The organism is Gracilibacillus timonensis (genome assembly GCF_900086715.1).
GTDB classification, from domain to species: Bacteria; Bacillota; Bacilli; order Bacillales; family Amphibacillaceae; genus Gracilibacillus; species Gracilibacillus timonensis.
Genome location: NZ_FLKH01000010.1, coordinates 66,095 through 79,555 on the forward strand (window position 1 = coordinate 66,095; position 13,461 = coordinate 79,555).

The following is a 13,461-nucleotide window of genomic DNA, read 5'->3' on the forward strand; positions in this document are numbered from 1 at the left end:
ATACCATCCTGCTCCACTTCCCTACGCTGGTATTAACCAGTTCAGGTTCTAAGGGATCAAGAAAACATTCTTATCTCAGCTGTTGTCACAGCACCCCTAGCGGAATATCAATTATGAAGTTACTTTTACTTAATCATGGATAAGACTTGATGTCAAGTTAAGGAATAATACCAAATGATTCAATCGGCCAAATCCTCATTTTAACATCGCCAATAATGGCATCTTCATCAATGAAGCCAAATTCACGACTATCCTTACTTACACGGCGATTATCTCCCAACACGAACACCTTTCCCTCAGGAACTGTTTTTTCCCCGGTCAAGTCTTCTAGAGTGAAATTACCGGTTAAGTGTACCTCATCTGGTAAATCTGCTTTTGTTTCTGCTAAATAAGGCTCTTCGTGTAGTTCACCATTAATATAGAGTTGATCATTTTCCATGGAAATCGTATCCCCTTCAAAACCAATCACTCGCTTCACATAATTATCCTTTGAATCAGGAGCCTTAAAAGCTACCTCATCAAAACGATTAATCGTGCTTACTTTGCTTAAAATAATACGATCCCCGTCTTCCAAGTTGGGCATCATCGACTCTCCCTTGACGATCGACGGAGTGATCAAGAAGTAGCGACAGACCAGCACAATCAATAGTGCTACCAAAATCGCTCGTATCCATGAAAAGATCTCCTGCCATACTTTGCTCTCCATAATTGACCTTCTTTCTTCCGATTGAGACTTCCTCTAACCATTATTATATGTTATTCTATTGTAATGCAAATCCATCTAAAATACTACCAAATAGTTTAACATATTCTGTATGTCCTAGGTAAATATCATGATCTAACTTGTTGGAAATCGAGATGATTGGCTCTGACAGAAATAAATACAAAGAAAATCAGGTGAAAAAAATGGAAACCTCTTCACAAACCAATAAACGCTACCTATCTATTTTGATGGTTGCTGGTATTATTTTATTAGCATTTAACCTTCGTCCAGCCATTACTGGGGTAGGGCCTATTATCGGGATTATCCGAGAAGATCTTGCCATCAGCAACGGGTTAGCTGGTTTTCTGACCAGTCTGCCTTTGTTAGCCTTTGCCTTTATGTCCCCGTTGGCACCTAGAATTGCAAATAAAGCAAGTAATGAAAAGGCCTTATTATATGGTTTGCTAATATTACTTGTTGGGATTTGGATACGATCGACTTCCCTTATTGCGCTGTTATTTATTGGAACAGCCTTGATCGGAGTAGGTATTGCGATTATTAATGTGCTGTTACCTAGTCTAATTAAGAGTAGTTTCCCAGCAAAAGTTGGATTGATGACTGGCGTATATACGACCTCGATGTCCATGTTTGCAGCTACAGCATCTGGTGTAAGTGTACCATTGACGGTGTCCTTAGACTTAGGATGGCAGTGGTCGTTAACTAGCTGGAGTATACTCACTGTCGCAGGGATCATTGTCTGGTCTATCGTCATCAAGCTCCGTTCCAAAACACAGGAACAGCAATTAATGGAACCAAAGCGCGGAAAATTGATGCGTTCACCAATCGCTTGGCAGGTTACCGTATTTATGGGGTTACAATCATTTGTATTTTACGTCACCATTTCTTGGCTGGCGGAAATCCTCATTTCCCATGGCTATAGTGCCTCTACTGCAGGTTGGTATGTCGCTTATATGCAGTTTATTGGTTTACCGGCAACGTTTTTTACACCGGTGATTGCAGGTAGGATTCCTAACCAACAGCCATTGGTCGTCATCTTTGGCCTTTGCGGCGCAATTGGATATGCGCTTCTCTATTTTGACCCAGGTATAATTGGCACCTCGATTGCAGTTACCTTAATTGGACTTATGCTTGGCTCCAGCATCAGCTTAGCGCTGGCTCTGCTTGGACTCCGGACCACAACGGCTAAACAGGCTGCCGAGTTATCAGGCATGGCCCAGTCCTTCGGATATTTATTGGCGGCCGTTGGTCCCATTGCCATCGGTTTTCTGTTTGATATCACCCATTCCTGGAAGCCATCGATTGTGACGATTACAATCCTGACCCTCGTCATGATAAGCTTTGGTTTGGGAGCGAGCAGGAATAAAAACGTCTTGGAAGAGTGAGCTTGCAAGCAAACCACTTTATCCTGCACAAAAAAGGGCGTATAATCATAGACATAATTAGGAATATATGAAGGAGAGAGATAAACGGATGAAACATTGGATGATTGCCATTGGCTTATTGTTTATTATTTCTCCCTATTTGACAGCTGATCATCATGAAGGAACGGCTTTGGTTTCTGCAGAGCTAACCGATAGCACAGATTACTATTATCAACAAATAGATGATAGTGATCCTGCCATGGATGCCAGCTTATTATCGAATACAGCAGTTAGCTATGACACATTATTCTTGATATTGTTGGTATGTATCGTTCCTTCTTCACTACTAGGCAATGGTCATTTGCTGGCAGTCTTTTATCAATCTAATTATCTGATCACATGCAGACATTCCTCATAAGCATGCCAAAAAAAGAAGGAGGAATAACTCATGATGTGGTTTCGGATTTTTATGATTGGATTGTTTTCCACTGCTGCTTTGAGTGTATGGTTGTATCAAGGGATTGAAATTTTCCATGCATTCAGTGATTATTTTAAACATCATTAAGCCTTTTAATGGTTTATGGAAAAAACTAGCATTCGCTCAGATTTTGAGTGAATGCTAGTTTTTTATAAAAGGGCAATAAAAAAACGTCCGGGTTAGTAACCGCAGTCCCAAGAGGTTACAATCTTAGCCTGCGAACCTCTATGGAGTCTACACCTATTTTCTTCGCTGGGAAATAGTGCTACAATCAATTGGACTGTGAGGATGAAGAACTCAGGGCACTAACATTCTGCAAATAAGCAAGCCATGACTACTTTGAGTGATCGATAAAGGACCGGGCAGCGTTTGCCCGATTTTCCTTATGAATACTCAGTGAAAAGGCGTGAGCAAATGCCCACGCCTTTTGTTATTTATATCCTTAACCGGTTGTTACGTTTAATTCTACATCGATATTTCCTCTAGTTGCCTTTGAGTAAGGGCAGAATTCATGCGCTTGGTTAGCGAGATCTTCTGCTTCTGCTTGGGAAACACCTTTAATCTCCACGTTCAAGACAACCCCTATCTTAAAACCATCGTCTGCTTCATCTTGCATCAGGCTCACTTCTGCGGATGTCGTAGAATCGATGTCTTTCTTGGCATTGGAGGCCATCAGATTCAAGGCACCATCATAACATGCCGAATAACCTGCCGCAAATAGTTGTTCTGGATTAGAGCCTTTCTCCTTACTTTCACCACCAGCAGGGTTGACTAGATTCACATCAATGATACCATCATCCGATTTAGCGAAACCGTCACGACCGCCTTTTGCTGTTGCTTTTGAAGTAAAAAATACTTTACTCACTCTATCCACTCCTTTTTATTAATTTGAACATCATATTTGTTCTATACTATTTACCCTATCCGTACTATTCCTTTTCTTCTACAAATTTAAACATAGAAAATCAAAAGAGTGGAGGAATTTATCAGAAGAATCGATTATTGGTAAGTGGTTTGCCTCGTGCTATTAGATTTCCGTTCAGTGAAATCACCAATCGGTTTTCTCCATAAAAAAACAAAGAAAGTAACCTTTATTCTTCCTGGTCACTTTCTTTTTCCTCATCCTTCTGCTTCTCTTCATCTGGCAAAGGGTCAACCGTATGCTTATATCCATAGCCTTTATTTAAGGTTAAGAGTGATAAAACCAGCACCAGAATAACAAAAGCTGCAGATACTAAGATAACTACCCACATGTGTACACCTTCCTTTATTCCGAATAAGTGGGTTCCATTATATCATATCTACCCACTCTTAGATACTGCCCGCACTTCTTCGTTATCCCGTTCATAAGATAAGCTGTGAAGGCTTCTCATTTAAGATAAAGGAGTGGAAGGTATGAATCAAACATCTGTAACCAAGCGCAAAAAGGCAAGACCAAAGAAATCATGTGGATGCGGTAGTTCCAACATAAAAAAAGATAAATCGAAAAAACGATACGGACGTTAAATAAAATAGGATATAACTACCTCCACGATAGCAGCGGCCCCTGCTACCGCGAGAATAAGCATGATCGGGGTAAAAATAGAGGGCGCGGCGTAAAAACCAAGACATAAAAAAGAACTTGTCCAAATCCCTGTACACCAATGACAGCGTAGTAACTCGCCAATCCAACGCTTTAACCCTCTCCCTTTAAAGGTTACTGTCTCTTCTACCGTTCCATCGTCGAGCCATTTTTCCTCCACCTCAAAGAATGGCGCCCGAATAAATCCAGTAATCTTATCATATACAATCAAGCGTGTTAATCGAAACGCTGCTAAGGATAAAATCAATAAGGATAACCATGTAATCACTGCTGCACCCTCTTTACTTTTCTTCTTTATCCTATATTATGTGAGCAGTGGTTGATTCATGAATGAAAAAAACACACGAAAGGGTGTGTTTTTTTATTTCATATTATCCACTTGTTTCTCTGCCATATCACCAATCCACGGCAGTTTGAAATATTTCCCCTGATACGCCTGTACCATCAATACGATCCATAAGACAAGGGTTAACGGTCCGATAAATAATAATAATAACCAACCAAGTATCGGAATAAGTCCAAGTACAAACGACACAATAAAGAGACCGACAGTAACAAATATCGACTGCATCGCATGAAAACGAACGAAGCGATTTTCTTTTTCAATAATTAAAAAAATGATTCCCGTAATCGCACCTGCTAAATAAGTTAACAAACCTGCTACGTTCTGGTCTAAGCCTCCCGATGTTTTGCCTGTTTCATTATTTTTTTCTTCTGGTAACTGTCCATTAGTCATTTCTTTCACTCTCCTTTTATTTTTATTAATTTCTTATTAAATATCTTGTCATTAGTAGTGTACTGATTCTGATGTAAAAACGCAATTATTTTCTTAATTATCGATCAAATAAGAGCCATAAGAATCATCTTATAGCTCTTATCTGTTATTCAGGAAGCTCGATACGAATTGGGTCTAGATGTTGCTGTTCCGCATTTGACTGCAATGTACCAAATGGAATGGTTATTAGATAATCTTGATAGGCCTCATCTGGCAAAGTGAAAGTCGATCGATAATGCAGTGTGTTCTTCTCTATTAAGCGCGTCTCTTCACTTAGAATCGTATGGCCCAATGTTTCCTGTTTATCTATCTCACCATTCTCTCCGGTTACCATATGATCTTGATGAATTAATTGAATAAATCGTGCAAAATTATCGGTGAAGTCTCTTTTCACATTCGTTGCCTGCTCCAATTCATAATCCATCGTTAACGTATTTTCTTTTTGTTGAATATCCTTTATCATTATCCCATAATCAAACCGGTTGCTTTCTGCAGTAAATGGCAACGCTTGATCCAGAGAAACAACAGTGTCTACTTCATCTTGCACAATAACAGGATGAATCTCTAAATAAGCGGCCTCTTCGCTAATCGTACTGCGGAATAATTCTCGTGTTTCCTGCCTGATCGACTCCCCTTCTACCTCAGTCGCTAGTGGTTCGACGAGTGCTTTCATGAATCGTTCCCCTTTGTCATCAAAGACCGTCAATCGCACCTCATCCATTTCATTTGGGACCATACTCGTATAATAAAAGGTAGATGTTACCTTACCATTGGCAATCATCTCCATGTCTAAGCGATAGCCTTCAGCCAGTTCATAGGATGAGTCAATCGTCAGCTCTTCTGACGGATAATAAGTCAGCGGCACATCAAAATGCCACTCCCCCTTAACTCCCGTTATATCGGTAAAGGTTAAGGGTATGCTCGACCACGCTGAGCTTTCGGCAGGTGGCATCCACTCAATTGCCCCCGTATAGCCATCTGTTGTTTCCTGCAAAGGCGTCAAAGTGGCAGACCACTCACTCTGGTCTGACTCATCAAAAATATGGTAGCTGTAATCTGTTTCTGCTTCACTTCCCCCTAGTTTAACGCGATCACCTTCTGCTCGAAAGGTTAACCCGACGATATTCTCATCATAATAGGCACTAGTTATCGTCATATCGATACCATTGCTACTAGCAGATTGATTCAACTCCGTGACAAGATCACTTTCTAATAATTGATAACCAATTTGCAACCCCAATTTGTCATACACCATCCCCAGCAACGGAACATGAGACAAGGCATAAGATATGGGAGCAAAAACAAAACCAGCTAACAAAAAAATAATGATTACCGCTACAGAAAGACTACCAGCGATTTTCAACCTCCACTTTGATTGAGATCGTTTGACCTCTTCTCGTCCCCGTACTAATCCTTGTCGAATTGCTTGGTATACCTCTTTTTCAGGGACATCCATGGGATCGATTTCTTTATAAAAATGATCTTTTTGCATCATATCCATCTCCTTCCATTCGTTTTTTCAACTCGATCCTTGCCCGCCGCAAGTAGGTTTTGATCGTATTCTCCGGACATTCCAGTATGCTAGCGATCTGCTCAATCGGTAAATCGTGATAATAAAATAAAATGATAACGGACTGATATTCTTTGTTTAAGCTGGCAATAGCCGTCTGTATATCCAACTTAGCTTCCCATTCTTCTTGATAATCAACCGACAAATTCTCCAAATGACCGCTTTCATAAATCAACTTTTTCTGCTGGTCTATGACATCATATGCCGTATGAATCAAAATCCTAGTTAGCCAAGTAGAGAAATAGGCAGGTTGCTTTAATTGTCCGATGGAAATAAGCGCCTTATAAGTCGTTTCTTGTAGGATATCCAATGCATCCTGCTGATTATGTACGTAGAGAAAGGCCGTCTTGTATAATTTGTCACTTTCTTGCCGCAGCAACCGTTCCAGTGCTTTCTGGTTTCCTTTGATTGCCTTCTTTACGAGTTTGATATCCTTCAATTCACTACCTCCTTTCTAATGATTAGAGCCATCAACCAGCCAAAAAGTTTCAAAAAAATAATAAACCACACTAAAAAGGGCTAAGAATCCGCTCCTAGCCCGTCGTCTTGCTTAATAATTTACTATATAAAGAAGCTAATACCTGCTGAAACAACATCCCTACCACTACAGGGACTGCCACCGGTCCAGGGAAATATTGTACGGCAATAACCGCTCCTGCACTGATATTTCGCATTCCACTGCTAAGCGTTAAGGAAATCACATCCGCCTGTGTCCGTTTCAACCATTTTGCCATCAACCATGCCAGGAAATAACCACTAGCTGCAACGAAAAACATGATGATCGCTATTTTGATTAAATGAAAATCAACATTTATTAAATAATCCGCTACTATTGAGCTGTTAATCATGATGACTACAGCCAATGTCAATTTTGAAAATGGCGCCAGTCTCGGACTCCATTTCTCATGTATTTTTCCATGAGAGATTTCATGCAGAATCATCGCCACAAGGGATGGAATCACAATCATCATCACCAGTCCGGACATCATCGCCCATACATCTAATTCCACCGTTGCCCCAGCGAAAATGGTTAATAAGAATGGAACAACAAATGGGGAGATAATCGTGTCAATCAAGATCGTCGACAAGGTTAAGGCGACATTCCCTTTATTGATCGACACCCAAATAAAACTCGTGATACCAGTAGGGATTACCATCGCCAGGACAATACCGATCACGGTCATTGTTTCTCCAGGGAAGGCAATCGTTCCTATCAAAAAGGCCCAAAGCGGCATGACAATATGCAAAATCACTAAGGCAATGATCACCGATAATGGATGAGTAATCACACGATACAGAGCAATAAAATTCAAGCTGAGACTACCTGCAAATGTCATAAAGGCAAACAGCCACACAACCAAACCTTCGAATGTGTTAAAAAAATCTGCGAAAATCACCCCTATCACGACGCTCGTCGGGGCAATAAATGGCATGATTTTTTGTAGTATTTGATTAAATCTATTAAGCATCTTCCATTTACTCCTGTTAGCTTATTTCTTCTTCAATCTTGGCCGTTCTTCCGACCAATCCACTTCTACCGGTATTTCAAAAAAGGCAGACAGCACCTCTGATTGAATCATTTTATTGGTTGCTCCTTGTTGAAACACCTCACCATCTTTTAATAACAATGTTTTGTTAAAGGTAGGCAAGATCTCCTCGACATGGTGCGTAACATAAATAATCGAAGGAGCTGATTCGCCAGAACTAATCTGCTCAATCGATGTCAGCAATTGCTCGCGGGCAATAAAATCCAAGCCATTTGTCGGTTCATCTAAGATCAACAGCTTAGGATCATTCATCAAGGCTCGTCCGATTAAAACACGTTGCTGCTCCCCCTGGGATAGTGTGCGATAAGCCCGATTTGCATAAGAAAAACAGTCGAGATCCTTGAGAATCTGCTGTGCCTTTTCACGCATGGCATCGGTCGGTGTTTCATATAAGCCGATTGAGGCAAAGGCGCCGCTAAGCACCACCTGATAGGCACTGTCGGTTCCATACATTCTCTGTTTTAAGGAAGAAGAGACGATTCCTATTTGTTGGCGTAACTGCTCACCTAAGATATCGCGGCCAAATTTTCGGTCGACTACTTCCACCTCTCCTGTTGTCGGAAAATAATAGGAACAAAGCATATGTAACATGGCCGTCTTTCCGGCACCATTTAGGCCTAACAGGGTCCAGTTCTCTCCCTTATTTATATCCCAATCGATATTTTTTAATATCCAATTTCCATCTTTTTTTAAACTAACTCCTGCTAAATGTAAAATCATTGCTAATCCTCCCTACTTCATTTAGTATACATCTAAGTATTGCTTTTTTGTTGTGATTTGCTTTCTGTTTTGCCTGATAAAAGCCATCTTGTCTGAGATTATTATCGATGGGATCAGCTGGAAGAGGAGGAAGATAAGATGGGTGAGAAAATCGAAAAACGTTACTCATGGGTAAGCTATACCTTTCTTAGCATTAGTTCCATTTCGTTAGTGATGATACTGTTAATGCCTAGTGTTGTCTCTACCTTAGATGGTTCTTTATTAGAATTTTTCCTGGAGTTAACAGTGGCACTTCCATTTGTGGGTTTGTTTTTTGCTGGTTGGGCATTGTTTCGGAAACAAGAAGCAAAAGGCTGGACCATATTCGGGCTGTGCTTAGCAGCGGGAAACTTTTTGATTTTGGGAATGTTTTATTACATAATAGCTACCCTTCAGGATATTGGTAACTTTCTAGACGACATGCGTGCCTTTTTTCAATAAAGATCACTGTTTTTGAATGAGACACGCACGTTTTCTCTCTTCAGTATATAAGACCACAAAGCTCTTACGGACAGAATTCCGCAATTCGGCGTTTTTTTGTCCGTTAGATTCTTTTGGGCTGACAAAAAGACATGATTACAGACTTCCATTCATATTTATAGTTGGGAGGTGAAAAAAATGGGCAGAGTAGCTTATCGAAATGCAGACGTTGATTTAATGGCAAGAATGATGAGAGCTGAAGCAGTGGGTGAAGGCAAACAAGGAATGCTGTATGTGGGAAATGTGATTGTGAACCGAGCGGTAGCGGATTGTCTGGACTTTAATGACGTAAGAACCATTGAACAAGTCATTTTTCAAGTACAAGGTGGGAATTATTCATTTGAAGCGGTTCAAAAAGGAAATACCTTTTATCAAAGGGCCAGAGAATCCGAGCGAAGATTAGCAAGGCAAAATTTGGAACATTGGAGAGACCATCCCGCACAATATGCCCTTTGGTACTTTAATCCATATGGTCCGTGTCCTCCAACGTGGTATGACCAACCCTTTTCGGGTCAGTTTAAACAACATTGTTTTTATGAACCAGCCGCTGGGCTATGTGAAAGTGTTTATAGGGGATAATAACGTTGTTGTTATTAAGGGAGACGTGTTAACTGACCCACTTAGCATCTCTAAAGAGAGCACCATGGACCTATTTCTATTAATATGAAAAACCGGGCTGTTCCATTGCCCGGTTTTTCTTTCATCCTTTTATTAGTCATCGAATTGATGAATAAGTTCATATCTTGTTTCATCTAGTAACTCTGAGACATGTACGCGGTCACCATGACCAAAGATAACTTCATTATCCGTTGAGGCCACAATCATAGCGCGCATATTTTTATGAATATCTAAATAAATATCCCCAACAACTGGAGTGGATGTCGACTGATCATCACTTTCTGCCAAATACGAGATCGACTCATCGCGTAATTGTTGTTCTTCCGGTACAAGGCTTTTATCGAAATAGGCAATTTCTTGACTTGCTTCTGCCTTGCCTGGCACCATCACTACGTATTCACTGTGTTTCACACCATTATCTCTGGTGGTAATCACATTCCCGTTTTCTTCTTCTTCTACTTTTTCAATGGCATTTAAAGAATAATGATCTAAATAATCAGGGGTAGGTTTGACAATCAAAATATAATCCCCTGGTTTGGGCTTGGCATATTGATCAATCGTATACCGTTTCCCATAAAAGATGAAGGTATCATTATGTTTGGGACGGTAAAACGTGATTTCCTTTGCAGTGGTTAGCACTTGTTGCATGTCCTTCATACGATACATATGGACCGATTTTTTAAACATTGGTTTGACAGAGTACACTTTATGCAACTCATTTTCAAAAAAAACAAATTGTCCTTTTCTTACTTGAAAAAGATTCATCTAATCCCTCCTCGATAAATTAATCCCCAAATCCAAGGTAACTTCTACATTCTATTCCCTTATTTTTGCTGAAACTAAACATGCTTCAAGCTGCCCTTCTGTAAAATTCCAACAAGGGAATGCTTATCAGAAAATGCTGTTTAGAAGAGCTTTTTTTGAAGCAGTTAAGTCGACAGAAAACTTCTAGACTAGACTTTCATTAACCTTATCTAGCGATTTTCAAAGTAAGTATAACATGTGCTATCTATGAATGCTATCCCCATTTTTCGTTTTATTCATTTCGTTTTTTTCGTGCTTTCTTTACCTGTTTTCTGATAGTTATACTACAACCCTTATATAATTGTTTAAAAAGGCTAAGCAGGACAGCAATAGACGCTCACATACCTCATATATGCATAGCACCCTCTTTTTATTATACCCTATTTCTGTTATTTTATGTATGCGTTCCATCGTGCAGATCTTTTATCTGATAAGAAAAATAGGAAAAAGCCAGCCCGGTCCTTTATCGACCACTCAAAGTAGTTAATGAACTGCCGATAAGATAGATTATGTTAAGTAGACTCCTTATGTGGCAGTTGACTTTGTCCGTTTTTTTGTGCTAAGCGAGCGCTCCGGGAATATGCTGCGCTTTCCGTGGGGCCGGCTTCAGCTAACTTGCAAAAGAAGAGCACTTTTACAAGTGGATCTTCAGCTCGTCCTGGTCCCACAGGAGTCTCCGCATATTCCCTCCGCTAGATATACGTACAACAATGGTTGTTACTGCAAGGATGAAGCGTTCTAAGCACCTAAATAATTTTGTAGCAAAAAGAGAAAATCATCAACTGATTTTTCGACTGCGTATGGATCACGCTACAAAATGGTTCTTTCATTTATAAAAACCACAATGTATGATCGCATCATTCTCTCAATAAGTTTATCTAGCATGATGATGGTGCCTAGAATCCTACATTTTAGCAGTCATTCGATTGTAGTACTACTACCTAGCGGAACCTATTTCCAGAGCGTTTCCTAGCACTGACAAACAATCAACTTTACTACATGGAATAATGGAACTAGATACTTAACATAATCTATCTTATCGGTACTCTCGTTCATTCAAGGTCAAAATCATTCCAAGTCCTATTATACCAAGGATTGTATATTTTCTTGCTTATAAAAAAGAAGAGGTGCATACACACGCTCTCCTTTTGTCCAGAAGCTTATTTCCAAATCGATGGGAACTCATTGATAGTCAGTTGGCTAACAACTAATTCTGTTTTTACGCTATATAACTCGATCGCATGGATCTTCCCATATGGAAACATCAAATTCGTAGATACTACGACACCGTCATTAGCAAAAAATTCTAACGAGCAATTATCCCATATAGCTGATATTTGTTCCAGCTTCAATCCGTGTAAGGCGCCGGTAATTTCGCTGGCAAAATCTTGCGAGAAATCACTTTGTCCCTCCGTACGATAGAAGGTGTAGCTATCATCATCCTGATTGATTTCCAAACGGAATACTTCGTTTTGATCACTGACCAGCTGGAATCCCCATTGCTCACTTGGGTGTTCCAGACAAAATTCCGCACTGCCATACGGTGTCACATCATATGACTGCGACTCACCTGCCGATATTGTCAGCGCTGAGTTTTTTTCTGCACGGACAGGACCTACCGATATCACAGGTTCCTGTTTTAATAAATAATTATCTTGGTGTCTTTGTAAGGTGATTTTTCGTACTAAACTCATCGCACTGCGCCACGGAGAAACTGGTGCTGTTTTGGCATAATTCCAATTATTCATCCAGCCAATCCAATATGTATCTTCCGTATTATCCCAGGTAATCGACGCATAGAAGTCTCTGCCCTCGTCTGCCCACTTCAAGGCATTGCTGGCTGCTTCGTTCGGATGAAATATTTGTCCATCAAAAGTACCCGTGAAATAGTATACCGCAGATCCGCCGTTAGGGCCGCCTGGATTGATGCTGACAATTAATACCCATTCCTTTTCATTGGTTCCTTCTACCGGTAGTTTGATTAAATCAGGACATTCCCAAACACCATCATCTGATGGATACTCCCTTCCAAACGAGGATAGATGCTTCCAATCGATCAGATTTAGTGAACCAAAAAATTGAACGTGGTCACCGCAAGCCAAGACCATGACCCATTGCTCGCTTTCCTCATGCCAAGCTACTTTGGGATCACGAAAGTCTTGTAACTCTGTGTTTGGAATCACGGGGTTTCCTTCATATTTTGTCCATGTTCTCCCCTTATCTTCACTATAGGCAATACTTTGCTGCTGATGCCCTTCTTGATCATGTGTAAAAATAGCGACTAATCCACCAGAGGCTTGTTGAAACAAACCGCTCGTATTATGAGTGTCTGCTACCGCTGATCCAGAGAAAATCGTACCGAGATGATCTGGTGCCAAAGCGATATCCAACTCTTCCCAGTGATACAAGTCCGTGCTTACCGCATGTCCCCAATGCATATCGGCATGGTTATTACCGTTTGGGTTATGCTGATAAAATAAGTGGTATTCTCCATCGAAATAAACCAGTCCATTCGGATCATTCATCCAATTCTCTTGAGGTGTGAAATGAATCTGCGGACGGCGAGCTTCTTGATAATGCATATTGTTATCTTCCCTTCTTATTATTCATTGCCTGTTGTTTAGAAATACCGACGTTTTCACAACTAAAATCCTTGCACCCTTCCATTGATATTATCCATTAATAACTGCACCATGTCAATCGGTTGACATGTTATTTCCTAAAAAGGGTCATTCTAGTGGCAGTCGGCAAATGAAACCGAGC

15 protein-coding genes and 1 riboswitch are annotated in these 13,461 nt (G+C 40.4%); of the genes, 4 read left to right on the plus strand and 11 right to left on the minus strand.

The window, feature by feature from the left end:
- Position 1: 1 nt before the first annotated feature.
- Positions 2–108, minus strand: a riboswitch (TPP riboswitch).
- 49 nt (positions 109–157) lie between these two features.
- Positions 158–706: a signal peptidase I gene (gene lepB / locus BN6556_RS04230; protein ID WP_066187636.1), complete on the minus strand. Its 549-nt coding sequence runs from the start codon at positions 704–706 to the stop codon at positions 158–160.
- A gap of 200 nt (positions 707–906) precedes the next feature.
- Between lepB and BN6556_RS04235 the strand changes: the two genes are divergently transcribed.
- Together BN6556_RS04235 and BN6556_RS04240 are read left to right on the plus strand one after the other, a co-directional pair.
- Positions 907–2,106, plus strand: a complete 1,200-nt coding sequence (locus BN6556_RS04235) for a CynX/NimT family MFS transporter (protein ID WP_066188967.1) — start codon at positions 907–909, stop codon at positions 2,104–2,106.
- An 88-nt stretch (positions 2,107–2,194) separates the two neighbouring features.
- A complete protein-coding gene (locus BN6556_RS04240) occupies positions 2,195–2,503 on the plus strand; it encodes a hypothetical protein (protein ID WP_066187639.1) in 309 nt (102 codons plus the stop codon).
- 502 nt (positions 2,504–3,005) lie between these two features.
- Here BN6556_RS04240 and BN6556_RS04245 read toward each other — a convergent pair.
- The 8 genes from BN6556_RS04245 to BN6556_RS04275 form a co-directional block, all read right to left on the minus strand.
- Positions 3,006–3,428, minus strand: coding sequence for an organic hydroperoxide resistance protein (locus BN6556_RS04245; RefSeq protein ID WP_066187642.1), 423 nt, complete (start codon positions 3,426–3,428; stop codon positions 3,006–3,008).
- Positions 3,429–3,654: 226 nt separating this feature from the next.
- Positions 3,655–3,816: a YtzI protein gene (ytzI, locus tag BN6556_RS21490; protein ID WP_078059923.1), complete on the minus strand. Its 162-nt coding sequence runs from the start codon at positions 3,814–3,816 to the stop codon at positions 3,655–3,657.
- Positions 3,817–4,065: 249 nt separating this feature from the next.
- Positions 4,066–4,413: a DUF1360 domain-containing protein gene (locus BN6556_RS04250; protein ID WP_066187645.1), complete on the minus strand. Its 348-nt coding sequence runs from the start codon at positions 4,411–4,413 to the stop codon at positions 4,066–4,068.
- Positions 4,414–4,506: 93 nt separating this feature from the next.
- Complete coding sequence (locus BN6556_RS04255) at positions 4,507–4,881, minus strand: DUF4870 domain-containing protein (protein WP_066187646.1); 375 nt, start codon at positions 4,879–4,881, stop codon at positions 4,507–4,509.
- A 145-nt stretch (positions 4,882–5,026) separates the two neighbouring features.
- The gene (locus BN6556_RS04260) at positions 5,027–6,415 is read right to left on the minus strand and encodes a DUF4179 domain-containing protein (protein WP_161485670.1); all 1,389 of its coding nucleotides are present in this window, start codon (positions 6,413–6,415) and stop codon (positions 5,027–5,029) included.
- Positions 6,390–6,929, minus strand: coding sequence for a sigma-70 family RNA polymerase sigma factor (locus BN6556_RS04265; RefSeq protein ID WP_066187652.1), 540 nt, complete (start codon positions 6,927–6,929; stop codon positions 6,390–6,392). The genes BN6556_RS04260 and BN6556_RS04265 overlap by 26 nt, the downstream gene beginning before the upstream one ends.
- Positions 6,930–7,023: 94 nt before the next feature.
- Complete coding sequence (locus BN6556_RS04270) at positions 7,024–7,959, minus strand: bile acid:sodium symporter family protein (protein WP_066187655.1); 936 nt, start codon at positions 7,957–7,959, stop codon at positions 7,024–7,026.
- A 21-nt stretch (positions 7,960–7,980) separates the two neighbouring features.
- Positions 7,981–8,757 (minus strand): ABC transporter ATP-binding protein, encoded by a 777-nt coding sequence (locus BN6556_RS04275; protein ID WP_066187658.1) that lies wholly within the window; start codon positions 8,755–8,757, stop codon positions 7,981–7,983.
- 138 nt (positions 8,758–8,895) lie between these two features.
- On the opposite strand from BN6556_RS04275, the gene BN6556_RS04280 reads away from it, so the two are divergent.
- A complete protein-coding gene (locus tag BN6556_RS04280) occupies positions 8,896–9,237 on the plus strand; it encodes a hypothetical protein (protein WP_066187660.1) in 342 nt (113 codons plus the stop codon).
- A gap of 177 nt (positions 9,238–9,414) precedes the next feature.
- Positions 9,415–9,855, plus strand: a complete 441-nt coding sequence (locus BN6556_RS04285; RefSeq protein ID WP_066187664.1) for a cell wall hydrolase — start codon at positions 9,415–9,417, stop codon at positions 9,853–9,855.
- A gap of 132 nt (positions 9,856–9,987) precedes the next feature.
- Here the strand turns inward: BN6556_RS04285 and BN6556_RS04290 are convergent, their stop codons facing one another.
- Together BN6556_RS04290 and BN6556_RS04295 are read right to left on the minus strand one after the other, a co-directional pair.
- Positions 9,988–10,659 (minus strand): hypothetical protein, encoded by a 672-nt coding sequence (locus BN6556_RS04290; RefSeq protein WP_066187669.1) that lies wholly within the window; start codon positions 10,657–10,659, stop codon positions 9,988–9,990.
- Positions 10,660–11,858: 1,199 nt separating this feature from the next.
- Entirely contained in the window at positions 11,859–13,280 is a 1,422-nt protein-coding gene (locus BN6556_RS04295) for a glycoside hydrolase family 32 protein (protein ID WP_066187672.1), read from the minus strand.
- Positions 13,281–13,461 lie beyond the last annotated feature (181 nt).

Excerpts from the sequence above, each read along its gene's own strand:
- lepB (WP_066187636.1), bottom strand. The coding sequence starts at position 706 with ATGGAGAGCAAAGTATGGCAGGAGATCTTTTCATGGATACGAGCGATT.
- BN6556_RS04260 (WP_161485670.1), bottom strand. The coding sequence starts at position 6,415 with ATGATGCAAAAAGATCATTTTTATAAAGAAATCGATCCCATGGATGTC.
- BN6556_RS04285 (WP_066187664.1), top strand. The coding sequence starts at position 9,415 with ATGGGCAGAGTAGCTTATCGAAATGCAGACGTTGATTTAATGGCAAGA.
- BN6556_RS04280 (WP_066187660.1), top strand. The coding sequence starts at position 8,896 with ATGGGTGAGAAAATCGAAAAACGTTACTCATGGGTAAGCTATACCTTT.
- BN6556_RS04290 (WP_066187669.1), bottom strand. The coding sequence starts at position 10,659 with ATGAATCTTTTTCAAGTAAGAAAAGGACAATTTGTTTTTTTTGAAAAT.
- BN6556_RS04240 (WP_066187639.1), top strand. The coding sequence starts at position 2,195 with ATGAAACATTGGATGATTGCCATTGGCTTATTGTTTATTATTTCTCCC.
- BN6556_RS04270 (WP_066187655.1), bottom strand. The coding sequence starts at position 7,959 with ATGCTTAATAGATTTAATCAAATACTACAAAAAATCATGCCATTTATT.
- ytzI (WP_078059923.1), bottom strand. The coding sequence starts at position 3,816 with ATGTGGGTAGTTATCTTAGTATCTGCAGCTTTTGTTATTCTGGTGCTG.
- BN6556_RS04235 (WP_066188967.1), top strand. The coding sequence starts at position 907 with ATGGAAACCTCTTCACAAACCAATAAACGCTACCTATCTATTTTGATG.
- BN6556_RS04275 (WP_066187658.1), bottom strand. The coding sequence starts at position 8,757 with ATGATTTTACATTTAGCAGGAGTTAGTTTAAAAAAAGATGGAAATTGG.
- BN6556_RS04295 (WP_066187672.1), bottom strand. The coding sequence starts at position 13,280 with ATGCATTATCAAGAAGCTCGCCGTCCGCAGATTCATTTCACACCTCAA.
- BN6556_RS04255 (WP_066187646.1), bottom strand. The coding sequence starts at position 4,881 with ATGACTAATGGACAGTTACCAGAAGAAAAAAATAATGAAACAGGCAAA.